The sequence below is a fragment of the Kitasatospora sp. NPDC001175 genome (assembly GCF_053598215.1).
In genome coordinates this window covers 181,619-194,387 of record NZ_JBSFJU010000004.1, presented here as the reverse complement: position 1 = coordinate 194,387, position 12,769 = coordinate 181,619, and the positions used below count along the sequence as shown (strand labels likewise).

The following is a 12,769-nucleotide window of genomic DNA, read 5'->3' as shown; positions in this document are numbered from 1 at the left end:
CGAGATGACGGTGTCTCTACACGAGGAGCACGCATCAGTGTGCCCCTTCGGTGCCTCGGACGCGGGTGCCGCGGCGGCCGTGGCCGCGCCGGCAGGCAGGCCGAAGGCCGATCCCCACGATGAGGAGCTCGCCGAGCTGAAGAGCGCGGTCGCCCGACTTGTTTCCAGGACACGGCTCCGGCCGAGGTCTACGCGACCTTGCTCGATGAGGGCGTGTACCTGTGCTCGGAGTCGACGATGTACCGGCTCTGACCGCGGCGAGGCGACGGCATGGCCCGCCAGACCGTCATCGAGCCGGCTGAGACCGCTGTCAGGCGTTGTCGTGACGGCCCGCCCACACGGTGGGGATCCGCTGCGCCCAGGGAGCGGCCTGTTCCAGCTGTCCGGCGAGGCGGAAGAGGACGTCCTCGCGCCCGTATCCGGCGGCGAACTGGATGCCGATGGGGAGTCCGGTGGCGGGGTCGGTCTCCAGGGGGACGGACATGGCAGGGGTGCCCGCGACGTTGAACGCGGCGGTGAAGGGCGAGCGGTGGAAGAGTTGCTTGAGCCAGCCGAGACCATCGGCGCCTTCGGCGCCCTCGGCGTACGTGCCCAGGGGGACGGGCAGTTCGGGCAGGGTCGGGGTGAGTAGCAGGTCGTAGTCGGCGAAGTACTGGCCGATCGCGCGCGCGACGCTGTTGCGCATCGCGAGCGCGTGGACGAACTCGGCCCCGGTGACTTTTTGTCCGTAGGCGTAACTGGCCAGCATCTCGGGTTCGACGGTGGTGGAGTCGATGGGTCGCTCGAATGCCGCGGCGAAGCCGTCGATCCACGTCGCCAGGTTGGTGCTCCACAGGCGGGCATTGGCCAGGATGAATTCCTCCCAGCTGACACCGAGGTCGACCTGGACCTCTTCGACCCGGTGCCCAAGGGACTCGGCCAGTCGTGCCGAGCGGAGTGTGGCGTCGACCACGCAGCCGTCGACCGCCCGATCGCCCCACGGCCGCGTGAGGAGGCCGATCCTGAGGCTGCCCGGGGAGCGGGTGACCTCCTGCGCGTAGGGCCGCTCTGGCTGCTGGGCGAAATAGGGGTCGCCGATCTCGGGGCCCTGGACGAGGTCCAGCAGCGCGGCGCTGTCGCGTACCGAGCGGCTGAGGGCGCCGTGGACGGCGAGCCCGTTGAAGACCTCGTCCGCGTCGGGGCCCATGGACACCCGGCCGCGGGTCGGCTTAAGTCCGAACAGGCCGTTGCTGGCGGCGGGGACACGGATGGAGCCGGCTGCGTCGGTGGCATGCGCGATCGGGACGATGCCCGCGGCGACGGCGGCTCCCGAGCCGCCGCTGGAGCCGCCAGGAGTGCGGGTCGGGTCCCAGGGATTGCGGGTGGCACCGTACAGGACCCCTTCTGTGGTGGTGCTGTAGGCGAACTCCGGAGTCGCCGTGCGTCCGAGCGTCACCAGCCCGGCGCGACGGAAACGCGCCATGAGCGATGAATCGGTCCTGGCGACGTTTCCCGCGGCGATACGGCTGCCCAGCTCCACCCGCTTGCCGGCCATCGCGACGGCGAGGTCCTTGATCAGGAAGGGCACCCCCGCCAGTGGCGTACTGCCCGGAGCCGGCGTGTCCTGTGCGGGCCAGGTCTCAACGACAGCGTTGATCTGCGGATTCACCACGTCGGACGCCAACTGGGCGGTCGAGGCGATTTCCGCGGGAGTCACTTCGCCGCGAGCGACCAGGTCGGCCAGGCCGACGCCGTCGTAGCCCACGTACTCGGAGAGCTTCATTCTCGTCCTTTCAGGAGAAGGGCTGGTCCCGGCCAGTCCTGCACTATACCGATCGGTATCTCAGGAGACCGCTCGGTATCATATGAGACTGTTCGGTACCGTAACGTTGGAGTCGGGGCGATGCAACGCCCACCGGGCCGGTGAAGGGCGGTATGGCGAGCATGGAGAGAGTCAGCAGGCAGAGCAGGGTGGCCAAACTGCCGCCCCGGGAGCGGATCCTCGACGCGGCGGAGGAGCTCTTCTCACGCGAGGGGATCAAGGCGGTGGGCGTTCAGGCGATCGCCAACCGGGCCGAGACCACCAAGATGGCGCTGTACCGCCATTTCACGACGAAGGACGCGCTGGTCGAGGAATGGCTCCGGATCGTCGCAGCCGACTACACCGCCGTGTTCGACCAGCTAGAGACCGCGCACCCCGGTGATCCCCGGGCGCAGATCCTGGGGATGGCCCGGTTCGTCGCCGATGGGCTTCCCGAAATTTCCCACCGGGGCTGCCCGTTCATCAACTCCATCGCGGAACTGCCCGACCGCACCCACCCGGCACGCCGGCTGATCGAGGCCCACAAGGCCGGCCAAGTGCGCCGGCTCGCCGACCTGTGCGCCCGCGCCGGGCTGTCCGATCCGGACGAGGCGGCCGCGGAGATCACCTTCGTCCTCGAAGGAGCCCAGGTGAGCACCCAGAACGGAAGCATCGAGCACGCGGGCGAGCGGCTCATGAGGCTCGTCGACGCCATCCTGGACCGCCACTCGGCCTCCAAAGCTGCCCCGTGAAGGACCGCGCCGCGGAGTGATCCTCGTGTGGTGGAGCGGCCGGACGGCGGTGGGATTCTGCTCGGCCCACCCCAGCGCCTTGAGTCCGCGAGCGAGCTCCGGCGCGATGATGCCGAGGAACTGTTCCCCCGCCACGGCGCACAGCGTGCCTGCTACCGCCGTGAACGTCGTCGGACTCCTGCAGCGTTGCGTCGTGAAGCTCACCTTCACCGGCGACACCTGGTAGAGCCGCAAGATCGCCCGCGTTTGCGGCTGGTGACACGTAGCAATGATCACAGGATCCGCGATGCTCGGCGCGGCGGTGGTGACCGGGACGGCGGCGATCGTGTTGGCAGTGACCTCACGCCGAGGCCATGGCGGCTCATGATGCTGGGTCAGCCAGGCGGACCGATGTCGCCCGCCACGCAGCCTCGTTGATCCCGGGTTCCGTGAGGTCTCAGTGGTTGATCGGGGCTCGACTTCCGCGGTGGGTGGCGCTGAGTCAGGTCGCACCCCTTGACGTGGTGCAGTGGTCGTGTGCCAACGTTTCCGGCGGGAGTCGTTCGTCACCCGCTCGATGGGGCCGGGCGAGGGGGGGATTTCGCTGGCTGGCAGGATGTCGGCTCCAGCAGGGAACGTTTGGCCCGGTGAACCTTCCGCACCGGACCCGCGTCTTCCCTCACGACCGCCACCACACGCCCAGGAGAACAGACCATGGCCGACAAGGACGTTGAGCAGACCGACGAGCGGGGTTACGTCCAGGCCCCCTGGTGGGCGGAGCTCGGAACGTGGGGGGCCGTCGCACTGATCGCCTTCGGAGGAGCGGTGGCAGCGTGGGTCTCTTTCAGGCTGCCCGGCACCCCAGAGGAACTGGCGTCCGGCTACTACCAGGCCGCTAGGGTCATCGCCATCGGCCTGGTGGCTGTGGGATGCACCTTGCTGGGCCGCCGTCGCGCCCGGTCCGCAGCCATCGAGGAGACGAGCGAGCAGGAACGCGTCTGACTGCCTTATCCGATCGGCCAGTTCAGCGCGCCGCGCCTCGCGAATGGTCGGCTCGGCCGGACGGTAGACACCCGAGCGTCACTGACGAGGCGTCGGAATCCCCGGCGCCGGCTGGGCCTAAATCCCGCCGCTCCCGGCCGAAGAAGCGTCCCCGGATCGGTGGCCATCCGCCCCGGGTCAGTCGGGCGGCCGGGGCAGGTAGCGGTCGGCCCCCGACTCGATGACGGCGGCGCAGGCAGTGAACGCCCCCTCCGGCCGGCCCATCGGGTCGGGTACGTCCACGCCCTCCAAGTAGAGCCGGAGCTTGGGGGCGTTGCCGGCGCCGGCGAGGTCGCGTAGCGCGTCCAGTACGGCGGTGTCCATGGCGAGCACCAGGTCGGCCCAGTCCAGCAGTTCGGCACTGACCCGCACGCCGCGGTGGGCGGTGAGGTCGTAGCCGCGCCGGGCGGCCGCGGCAATCATGAAAGGGTGGGCGGGCTTGCCCTCCCAGCTGGCGAGCAGGCCGGCCGAGCGGACGGTCAGGGCCGGCCCTCCTCGCGTGGCGAGCACCGTGGCGGCGAACGGTGATCGGCAGTAGTTGCCCAGACAGACCGTCACGATGCGCAGGGGTGCGGTCTCGTCGGTCATCGTGTCACTCCGGTGGCGGCGGGTGGCTGTTTCGGCCTGTACGGGTGGCCCGGCACCATCATGATCCGCCTCCCGGTCCGGGCGCAGTCCGGGAAGGCTCCGGGCCGTACGGGGAGCGCGGACCGGAGGATGCTCGGCGGGCGGCACTCCCGGGGGCCGCCCGCGCAAGGATCGGTACCGGCACAGCAGAGGCCTACCGCGGCCTCGGCTCTCCCGCAGCTCCACCGCGCCCAAGCAGAACAACCGTCCCCGTCGCCGTCCCGGAGGGGACGAGTGGCGGGCGCGCGCTCTCCCGCTGCCCGTGTCCGCCATGGCGGACACCCGGGTCCCGAGGCCGAAGCCATGGAGCCCGGGTGTCCGTCGCCCCGGATCAGGCCTTGGCGGCAGCCCCGGTCCGGCGGACGACGCGTACCCGGGTGCCCCTCTTGGCACCAGGATGATGTTGCGCATGGTCGCCTGTTCGTCGGCCATCCGATCGGGTCACAGGTCGACGTGCCGGAGCACGGTACGCAGGGTGACCTCCATCTCGATCCGGCGAACATCGTGCCGCGGCAGCGGTGCGTGCCGCCGCCTCTCCTGGTCCGGGCCGAGTGCCGGCGTCGGTCGCTGCCGGCCCGCCGCGGCCGGTCCCTTCCAGCCGAGGAAGTAGGGGTCGACGGGGAAGCTGGGTACGGGCTCGGCGTCGGGGGAGGCGGGTCGTAGGGTGTGGGCATGATAGGAAAGATCTTGGCCGAGGCCGCTGATGGCGTGTTCCCGCCCGCCGACGGGTCGGTGACGGTGGTTCCGCAGCCGGACGAACGCGAGGCGGGTGTAGTCGCGTTCAGTGCCCATACGGTGGTGTTCACGCGGGAGGACCCGGACTGGGTACGCGAGACGATCGCCGCCTCCCCGGCGGATCCGCTGGCCGCGCCGATGTCCCCGTTCTTCCTGAACGCCTTCTCCGCGCGGACCGGTCGTGTGATCAACACGATCGATCTGCTGACCGTGGCCGACCGGCTTCCCGGTGAACCGCCGCTCCCCGTCGTGCCGATCGAGGACCGTGAGCATCCGCGCGTAGTCCGCGCGCTGCTCTTCCGTGACGATGTCCGGGTCTGGACCACGCCGGGTGGAGTGCTGCTGCTCGGGCGTGGCGTGGCCGGGCGCTGGGAGGTGGCGATCGAGGTCGATCCGGAGGCCCGGGGCCGTGGACTCGGCCGGGCGCTGGCGGTGACGGCCCGGCACCTGCTACCGGAAGGCGAGCACCTCTGGTCGCAGCAGGCGCCGGGCAACGCGACCAGCGTCCGCACCTTCCAGGCCGCCGGATACCGTCCGGTCGACTCCGAGGCCCTGTTGGTCCACCGCACGGGTTGAGGTCTCGCGCGTCTCCCCCGGCACTGCCGGGCTTCGGTACAGAACTGGCCATTGCGAGACCTCTCGACGGGGCGGAGCGGAGCGGAGGGGAGACGGGCCCGGTGATCGGAACCGACGAACCCCTGTCGCGGAACTCGACTGTGTGGAGCGCGAGTTGGAGATCAGCCCTCGGGCCGCTCCTACGGGATGAAGCTGCCGGGCGAGGTGGCGGGCCGGTCGAACAGGCCGGCGTCACGGTGCTTCAACCAGCGGTCGAAGAATCCGGCGAGGTAGGTCTGCTGGGCGGTCAGCACCGGACCCGGCGATGACCAGCCGATCTCCGCCTGAAGGGCGTCGGCGGACAGCCCGGTCTGCTGGGCTATCTGCGGCAGCAGTTGCTCGGCGTCCGTGTAGGAGCCGTGCTTGGTGCCGCGCAGGTGCAGATCGCGGTGCCATCCCGGGGTGTTGTCCCAAAATGCCTCCCAGGAGCGGAAGGTGTAGTGATCGCTCGCCTGACTGCCCATCAGCAGAAAAGGCCGATCCAACCCGTCCACTGCGACCGGGGCGAGGTTGGGACCGCCGTCGTCCAGGTTGGTGCCGAGCGGGCCGTCCATGTTGACGCCGGCTTTGATCCGCTTGTCGTCATGCATGGTCTCCGCCGCGGTGTAACCACCCGCCGAATGGCCGAACATGCCGATCCGGTTCAGATCGGCGAGCTTGGCCAAGTCCGGCGGGAACGTACCCGGGGTGGCCAGTCGGTCGAGCACGAAGCGGGTGTCGGCGACCCGGGTGTCGATCGTCTTCTGTGCCAGCGCCTGCATCCCGCCGTCCCGGATCGTCTTCTGGATCAACTCGTCGGTGAGGACCGTGGTGCGCACCGAGTCGTCCGGAAAGCGGACGGCCGGGGACTCGTAGGTGTGGTCGATGGTCACCACCACATAGCCCCGGCTTGCGAGATCCTCGACCAGGGTGGTGTCCCAGGACCTCGGATCCCCGCCGCCCGGGGAGTAGAGCACCACCGGCAGCGGCCCGCCGCGGGTGTCGGCCGGTGCGCCCCGGTGTGCGTGGGTGAGTGTGGCGCCCCAGTCCACCGTGCCGACCGGTATGCCGTAGTTCCGGTTCCCCGTGAACGTGTCGAAGGCGACGGCTGTTCCGGGGTCGAGCTGCGGAGCCAAGGGATAGCGACCTGCCTGGACTGCGGGATAGACCACGCTGACCATCAGTTCACGGTGCGGGACCGTGGTCACCCAGGGGTCGGGCCGCGAGGTGTCGACCAGGTGCAGCGAGACCGTACCGAGCTCGTGCGGCCCGGTGGGCGAGGGCAGTGTGAGTCGCGCCTGCTGCCCGGCGGGGCGCGGCCCGGCCGGGTGCGCCTGAACCGACCGCTGCTCTACCGGGCGCTGCCCGGATGCGAGCAACCCTGACGAGAGCTGCCCTGACGAGGGCAACCCTGACGAGAGCTGCCCGGACCAGCGTTGCTCGACGGTCTGGAGGGCGCCGGGTACTGCCGGTGCGGCGGCCGCCGCGGTGAGGGCCGCCGGAGCGGCCAGCGAGAGGATCAGAGCGGAGGGCAGGATCAGCTTTCGGACCATGGCACAAGTCTGTTGACCAGCCGTCTGCCGATCGATAGTGCGGCCACCACTTTTCTTGGTACGGCCTGCACCACCCTCGCCCCTGCACCCAGGTACAGGGGCGTCCAGGGACCTGGATCCGAGAAGCACTGCAGAACGACCGCCCGACCGGGCTGCGGCATCCGCACCAGTCGGGGACGCCGCAGCCGCTACTCCTCCACGGGCTCCATAGCCCTGACGATCTCGACGGCCTGGGAGATCTGGTCATCGGTCAGGTCGCCGCGGGCCGTCAGGCGCAGGCGGGAGATGCCGTCCGGGACCGACGGGGGACGGAAGCAGCCCACGGCGAGTCCGGCGGTGCGGCAGTCGGCGGCCCATTGGACGGCGGCCTCCGGCCCCGGAGCGCGGACCGAGACCACGGCGGCGTCCGGTGTACTCGCCCGCAGACCGGCGGCGGTGAGGCGGTCCGCCAGGGTCCGGGCGACTTCGCGGGCACGGTCGGCGCGCTGCGGTTCGGCACGCAGCAGGCGCAGAGCGCCGAGCGCGGCACCGACCGCGGCGGGGGCGAGACCGGTGTCGAAGATGAAGGTGCGGGCGGTCTCGGTGAGGTGTCTGATCACCCGCCGGGGTCCGAGCACGGCGCCGCCCTGGGAGCCGAGCGACTTGGAGAGGGTGACCGTGGCGACCACGTCGGGCTGGCCCGAGAGCCCGGCCGCGGCCGGCGCGCCGGTGCCGCCGGGGCCGAGTACGCCGAACCCGTGCGCGTCGTCCAACAGCAGCGCGGCCCCGTGCGCGCGGGCGGCGGAGGCCAGACCGGCGAGCGGGGCTGCGTTGCCGTCCACCGAGAAGACGGTGTCGCTGACCACCAGAGCCCGGCGGTGGGTTCGGGTGGCGAGCGCCTCGGCCACGGCTGCCGGGTCGCTGTGCGGGGCACGGTGGACGTCGCTGCGGGAGAGGCGGCAGCCGTCGATCAGGGAGGCGTGGTTGTACGCGTCGGAGACGATCAGCGTGTCGGGGTCGGTGAGCGCGGTGAGGGCCGCGAGGTTGGCCGCGTACCCGGAGGAGAAGACCAGCGCCGCCTCGAAGCCGCAGAACTCGGCCAGTTCCCGCTCCAGTTCGGTGTGCAGCTCGGTGGTACCCGTGACCAGCCGGGAGCCGGTCGAGCCGCCGCCCCAGCGCATCGCGGCATCGGCGGCGGCCCGGGTGACGGCCGGGTGGTGGACGAGTCCGAGGTAGTCGTTGTTCGCCAGGTCCAGTACGGGGTCCTCGGCCGGCCGGCTGCGCAGGGTGCGGGTCAGCCCGGCTCTGGCCCGGAGCTCGGCCGCCTCGTCGAGCCAGTCGAAGACGGCTGCGGGGGTGAGGACCTGCTGCTCGGGAACTGAGGACGTGACCATGGCCCGCACTCTGTCATCCCCGGTGGCGGGCGGGCAACGTGCGTCGCAGCACACATGCGGACCCGGCGACGCACACACGCGGACCCGGCGACGCACACCCGCAGGCCCGGCCGCGAGCGCGCGCGGCCCCGCGCGGCGTACCCACCCCCCACACGGCCCGCAAGGCCACGGCGAAGGCAGAGTGCCGTACCGCACCGGCGCCGGATGCGCAGCTGCAAGCAAAACCGTGCCAGGATGCACGGCCGGGGCGTACGCACCAGGTACACCCCCGGCGCGTGCACCCCGAATCTCACGCCCCGCACGTCCCCTAAACGCCTCCCGCACCCTCAGCGCCAGGCCGAACGCACTACGTCGAACGCGCCGTACCGGACGCGCCGTACCGGACGACTGCCCCGTGGCCGGGCACCGGTGCTCGGCGCCGGACGTCCGACGCCGAGCACCAGAAGCATCAGAGGAACCGGGAGCTGGGCACCGGACCGGGGAAGCGGGAGCGGTCACGCGGTCCGTCCAGCCAGTGCTCCCGAACAGCGGTGGCGAAGGCCACCAGGACCTCGTCCGAGTCCTCCGGAGACTCACCGTCCCCCGCGTCCGGGGTCGGGTCAGCGGCGCAGATCTCCGCCGCGATCTCCTCGGCGGGCAGGTGACAGAGCTCGCGGGCCCGCCCTTGGATCACTGGGGCGCAGCAGTACGGTCTCGAAGGTGTCGGCCGGACGCCTCTTGTCCCAACCTCACGACCACACACTTCACGACGACGCGTACGACAACCATCGACCCGGCGGCGTGCGCCCGCCACGGCCGCGCGCTTCACAGCCGCGCGCCTCATGCTCTGGGGCGGTAGGCGCCCTTCCTGCTCACGTCGCACATGCGCCCGATCATTCCCGAAGCCGGACCCCAGCCACAACCGAAATACCGCTTCCCGCCGTCGAAAGCCCACCCCCGCCCGCGAATGACACGCCCGACCTCTCACCTCCGCGCGCCGGACGCTCTAGACTCCCGCTCCACCGAAAGGGGAGATCTTGCGAGCGGAGATCCGTTGAACGCGGAGCTGCCCCCGGCGGCGCGGCTGACCGTGCGGGACGTACTGCGGCTGGAGTTGGTGACGCAGTGGGCCGCCGAGGTGGTGGCCTGTCCGGATCGGCTTGAGCGGCCGGTGCGCTGGCTGCACGTGGCGGAGGCGCCGGATGTGGCGGTGATGCTGGCCGGGGGCGAGATGGTGCTGACCACCGGTCTGCTGCTGGCCGGTGACGAGCGTGCGCAGGTGGAGTACGTCGAGTCGATGCGGCGGGCCGACGCGGCAGCGGTGGTACTCGGTCTCGGTCGGGCGTTCCGCACGACTCCCGAGGTGATGCGGCGAGCCGCCGAGCGGTGCGGGATACCGCTGATCGTGCTGCACCGGCCGGCGCCGTTCACCCGGCTGACCGAGGAGGTGCACGCGCGGCTGGTGCACGGCCGGTTCGCGGCACTGGACCTGTCCGAGCGGATGCGCAGCTCGTTGACCGCGCTCAATCTCTCCGGGGTCCCGCTGCAGCGGTTGCTGGACGAGATCGCGGGTTACAGCGGTGGCCCCGTGGTGGTGGCGAACCTCGCGCACCGGGTGCTTGCGACGGCGGGTGAACGGGGCGCGCTGGACGACCTGTTGCGCGACTGGGAACGGGTCTCACGCCAGATCGCCGGCCTTCTCGCACCCGCGCCCCCGGACCGCCCCCCGGAGGCCGGCCGGAGTCACCGGCCTCGTCCCGCCCCGGAAACCCCCGACGTGCCGGAGGCCGGCGGCCCGGTCACAGTCGGGCCGGACGGCTGGGTGGTCGCCCGTCTGGAGGCGCGCGGCCGGCAGTGGGGTCAACTGGCGCTGTTCGGCCACCCGGGACCGGCCGAGGCCGGCCGGATGCTGGCGCGGCGGGCGGCCGAGGCACTGGCGGTGCACCGGCTGCTCTCCGACCGTCCCGGTGCCGCCGGGGACGGACGGGCGCACTGTTGGGAGGACCAGGCGGCCGAGGCGCTGCTGACCGACCTGGCCTCGGGGACCGCCCGCCTTGAGCAACTACTGCCCCGCGTCCGGGCGGCCGGGCTTCCGGTCGATCGGCGGCGGTTCGTCCCGGTGGTGTTCCGGCCGCGCCGGGCCGGTGGCTCGGCGGCGGTGCACGAGTCGGTCGAGCACGCGCTCGCGGACGGCCGGCCCGCCGCGTACGCGAACCGGCGGACCGACGGCCGCCGGGCTCCCGAGCGGGTACCGGCCGGTCTCGCGGCCCGGATCGGCCCGGATGCGACAGCGGTGCTGCTGAGTGTTCCCGACGGGCAGGACGTCGATGCCGAGGTGTCCCGCTTCGCCGAACGGGTCCACGACCGGCTCGGCGCACTGGGCGCGGAGGCCGCCGCGGGTGCCGGGTTCACCTGCCCCGTCCTGGACGAGGTGCGCCGCTCCTTCCTGGAGGCGGTACACGTGGCGGACGCCGCACTGGCCGCTCCCCCGGCCGGCCCGGTGGCCCGGCTGCGGGACGTACGGCTGCGCGGACTGGTCCGCCTGCTGCGTGACGAGCCGGAGCTGCAGGCCTTCATCGAACGGGAGTTGGGCCCGCTCCTCGGTCGCCCCGAGCTGCTGGACGTGCTGCGCGGCTACCTCCGCACCGGCCGGAACAAGTCAGTGACCGCCCAGGAGCACCACATCAGCAGGCCCGCTCTGTACCGCCGACTGCGGAACATCGAGCTGCTGCTCGGTACGGACCTGGACGATCTGGAGAAGTTCACGTCCCTGTACGTCGCGTTGCTGGCACACGATGCCCAGCAGCAGAGCGGGAGTTGAGCGGCCCGTACCCGTCGGCACGCCCACGGGTTCGGCGCCGACTCCCGGGCGACGGGCCATCGCGGCCGGGCCTCAGGCGTCCCCGTCCAGGAGGTGCTGCTGGATCTCGCGGAACGTCCACTTGCCCGAGGTGCGGGTGAGCACCCAGACCAGGTCGAAGCGGTCCGGCCAGGTCCCCGGAGCGCCGGAGTGCTCGGCGCCGAGTCCCTTGACGATGTGCGGGATCCGGGAGTGCTCCCAACAGATCAGGACGGGCGAGGAGATGCCCAGGACGGCCTTGGCCAGGTCGGCTTCCTGGGACTCGGCGTAGCTGAGGTCCAGTTGCAGACCGAGTGCCTTGGCCAGCGGGGTGACGGTCTGCCGCATCCGGTGCGCCCCGGCCTTGGGACCCTGGTCGGTCGCGGCGAAGATCCTGGTCGGACGGGCCAGGCCCGGCTTGAGCGGCTGGCCCTGTGGCGGGTCGAAGAGCTGCGGCAGGGCCTTGGCGCGGGCCCAGCCGCGCTCGGTGAGGGAGTGGCTGTCCTGGTGGCCGTTCTCGTCGATCCCGGGCTGGCTGCCGTCGGGCTTCTCACCGTGTCTGATGATCATCACGAACACGTCACCGTCATCGCCACCGGACGGCGCGGCCGCCGCCGATGCCATTCCTGACGCGCCCTTGCCGGACGAACTCGCGCCGGACGAGGCCTTTCCGTCCTTGCCACTGTGCGAGGAGCAGCCCGCCAGCAGCAGCGGGACGGCGGCGACCAGTCCGCCGAGCATCCCACGCCGTCCCAATGAACCGGTCGTGCGTTCCGACCGTCCGGCGCCCCACGTCGCCACCGTCGATACCTCGGTCATGCCGGCCTCTCCTCAGCCTCCAGTGTCCGTACGGACGATAGCGCCCGACTCGTACCCCGAAGCGAAGGGTCCGCCTGCTGAGCCGCACCGCGTCGAGCCGGACGGCTTCGATCGGCGTCAGCGGGCTGCGGTTCAGAGCGATGTGAATCGACATCAGCCCGCTGCACGTACATTCCGACCCGGGGTCGGGCTGTCAAGGTCGGGGCCGGTGTCGTTCTCACGACAGGCGGGTGACGCGGTGCCATGATGCACGGATGAGTCGCAAGACGGGTGCGGGTGTGCAGGCGCGGGTCGGCGCGCTCCTCGAAGGACTCGTGGAGTCGGGCGCGGAAAGCGGTCTCCAGGTAGCGGCCCATCTGGACGGCGAGCTGATCGTCGACGCCTGCGCGGACGCGGCCGTGAACGGAACGGACCGGATGCTCCTCGGCAGGTGCGCCAAGGGGCTCGGCTACTTCCTCGGGCTGCCCGAAATGGCCGGTGAGCTCGCGGCGTTCGGCCACCACGGCAGCGGCGGCAGCATCGCCTTCGCCGACCGCGAGCGCGGCCCCGCCTTCGCCCTCACCCGCACCCGCACCCGCCTGGTCGGCGGCGCGGCGAACACCACGGCGCGACTGCTCGCCGACGGGATCCGGTCCCAGCTGCCGTAGCAGGCCGCACCCCGACCGGACAATCTGCCGTATGGTGCCGAAACCCGGTCC

General features: G+C 71.5%; 12 protein-coding genes. 5 read left to right on the top strand and 7 right to left on the bottom strand.

Translation table 11 applies throughout. The annotated features are described in order from the left end of the window. Positions 1 to 310: 310 nt before the first annotated feature. Positions 311 to 1,762, bottom strand: a complete 1,452-nt coding sequence (locus ACWDAK_RS05205) for an amidase (protein WP_344639089.1) — start codon at positions 1,760 to 1,762, stop codon at positions 311 to 313. Between the two features lie 161 nt (positions 1,763 to 1,923). Between ACWDAK_RS05205 and ACWDAK_RS05200 the strand changes: the two genes are divergently transcribed. Together ACWDAK_RS05200 and ACWDAK_RS05195 are read left to right on the top strand one after the other, a co-directional pair. Further along, on the top strand, positions 1,924 to 2,532 hold the full coding sequence (locus ACWDAK_RS05200; protein WP_427393137.1) for a TetR/AcrR family transcriptional regulator: 609 nt from the start codon (positions 1,924 to 1,926) through the stop codon (positions 2,530 to 2,532). Between the two features lie 693 nt (positions 2,533 to 3,225). Continuing rightward, a complete protein-coding gene (locus ACWDAK_RS05195) occupies positions 3,226 to 3,513 on the top strand; it encodes a hypothetical protein (RefSeq protein WP_344639091.1) in 288 nt (95 codons plus the stop codon). A gap of 177 nt (positions 3,514 to 3,690) precedes the next feature. On the opposite strand, the gene ACWDAK_RS05190 is transcribed toward ACWDAK_RS05195, so the two are convergent. Beyond that, positions 3,691 to 4,140 (bottom strand): low molecular weight protein-tyrosine-phosphatase, encoded by a 450-nt coding sequence (locus tag ACWDAK_RS05190; RefSeq protein ID WP_427393124.1) that lies wholly within the window; start codon positions 4,138 to 4,140, stop codon positions 3,691 to 3,693. A 480-nt stretch (positions 4,141 to 4,620) separates the two neighbouring features. Then, positions 4,621 to 4,971, bottom strand: coding sequence for a hypothetical protein (locus tag ACWDAK_RS05185; RefSeq protein WP_344639159.1), 351 nt, complete (start codon positions 4,969 to 4,971; stop codon positions 4,621 to 4,623). Here ACWDAK_RS05185 and ACWDAK_RS05180 point away from each other — a divergent pair. Continuing rightward, the gene (locus ACWDAK_RS05180) at positions 4,852 to 5,490 is read left to right on the top strand and encodes a GNAT family N-acetyltransferase (RefSeq protein WP_427393123.1); all 639 of its coding nucleotides are present in this window, start codon (positions 4,852 to 4,854) and stop codon (positions 5,488 to 5,490) included. The genes ACWDAK_RS05185 and ACWDAK_RS05180 overlap by 120 nt on opposite strands. A gap of 179 nt (positions 5,491 to 5,669) precedes the next feature. Here ACWDAK_RS05180 and ACWDAK_RS05175 read toward each other — a convergent pair whose 3' ends face one another. The 3 genes from ACWDAK_RS05175 to ACWDAK_RS05165 all read right to left on the bottom strand — a co-directional run bounded on the left by ACWDAK_RS05175 (position 5,670) and on the right by ACWDAK_RS05165 (position 9,107). After that, the gene (locus tag ACWDAK_RS05175; RefSeq protein WP_427393122.1) at positions 5,670 to 7,061 is read right to left on the bottom strand and encodes an alpha/beta hydrolase family protein; all 1,392 of its coding nucleotides are present in this window, start codon (positions 7,059 to 7,061) and stop codon (positions 5,670 to 5,672) included. A gap of 188 nt (positions 7,062 to 7,249) precedes the next feature. Next, complete coding sequence (locus tag ACWDAK_RS05170; protein ID WP_427393121.1) at positions 7,250 to 8,434, bottom strand: 8-amino-7-oxononanoate synthase; 1,185 nt, start codon at positions 8,432 to 8,434, stop codon at positions 7,250 to 7,252. Positions 8,435 to 8,882: 448 nt separating this feature from the next. Further along, positions 8,883 to 9,107, bottom strand: a complete 225-nt coding sequence (locus ACWDAK_RS05165; protein WP_344639096.1) for a hypothetical protein — start codon at positions 9,105 to 9,107, stop codon at positions 8,883 to 8,885. 360 nt (positions 9,108 to 9,467) lie between these two features. Between ACWDAK_RS05165 and ACWDAK_RS05160 the strand changes: the two genes are divergently transcribed. Continuing rightward, on the top strand, positions 9,468 to 11,234 hold the full coding sequence (locus ACWDAK_RS05160) for a PucR family transcriptional regulator (RefSeq protein WP_344639097.1): 1,767 nt from the start codon (positions 9,468 to 9,470) through the stop codon (positions 11,232 to 11,234). Between the two features lie 72 nt (positions 11,235 to 11,306). On the opposite strand, the gene ACWDAK_RS05155 is transcribed toward ACWDAK_RS05160, so the two are convergent. Then, on the bottom strand, positions 11,307 to 12,071 hold the full coding sequence (locus ACWDAK_RS05155; protein WP_344639098.1) for a histidine phosphatase family protein: 765 nt from the start codon (positions 12,069 to 12,071) through the stop codon (positions 11,307 to 11,309). 254 nt (positions 12,072 to 12,325) lie between these two features. Here ACWDAK_RS05155 and ACWDAK_RS05150 point away from each other — a divergent pair, with 254 nt between their 5' ends. Next, on the top strand, positions 12,326 to 12,718 hold the full coding sequence (locus ACWDAK_RS05150; RefSeq protein ID WP_344639099.1) for a hypothetical protein: 393 nt from the start codon (positions 12,326 to 12,328) through the stop codon (positions 12,716 to 12,718). The last annotated feature ends 51 nt before the right edge of the window (positions 12,719 to 12,769 follow it).

Excerpts from the sequence above, each read along its gene's own strand:
- ACWDAK_RS05195 (WP_344639091.1), top strand. The coding sequence starts at position 3,226 with ATGGCCGACAAGGACGTTGAGCAGACCGACGAGCGGGGTTACGTCCAG.
- ACWDAK_RS05180 (WP_427393123.1), top strand. The coding sequence starts at position 4,852 with ATGATAGGAAAGATCTTGGCCGAGGCCGCTGATGGCGTGTTCCCGCCC.
- ACWDAK_RS05185 (WP_344639159.1), bottom strand. The coding sequence starts at position 4,971 with ATGGGCACTGAACGCGACTACACCCGCCTCGCGTTCGTCCGGCTGCGG.
- ACWDAK_RS05155 (WP_344639098.1), bottom strand. The coding sequence starts at position 12,071 with ATGACCGAGGTATCGACGGTGGCGACGTGGGGCGCCGGACGGTCGGAA.
- ACWDAK_RS05175 (WP_427393122.1), bottom strand. The coding sequence starts at position 7,061 with ATGGTCCGAAAGCTGATCCTGCCCTCCGCTCTGATCCTCTCGCTGGCC.
- ACWDAK_RS05190 (WP_427393124.1), bottom strand. The coding sequence starts at position 4,140 with ATGACCGACGAGACCGCACCCCTGCGCATCGTGACGGTCTGTCTGGGC.
- ACWDAK_RS05170 (WP_427393121.1), bottom strand. The coding sequence starts at position 8,434 with ATGGTCACGTCCTCAGTTCCCGAGCAGCAGGTCCTCACCCCCGCAGCC.
- ACWDAK_RS05200 (WP_427393137.1), top strand. The coding sequence starts at position 1,924 with ATGGAGAGAGTCAGCAGGCAGAGCAGGGTGGCCAAACTGCCGCCCCGG.
- ACWDAK_RS05150 (WP_344639099.1), top strand. The coding sequence starts at position 12,326 with ATGAGTCGCAAGACGGGTGCGGGTGTGCAGGCGCGGGTCGGCGCGCTC.
- ACWDAK_RS05205 (WP_344639089.1), bottom strand. The coding sequence starts at position 1,762 with ATGAAGCTCTCCGAGTACGTGGGCTACGACGGCGTCGGCCTGGCCGAC.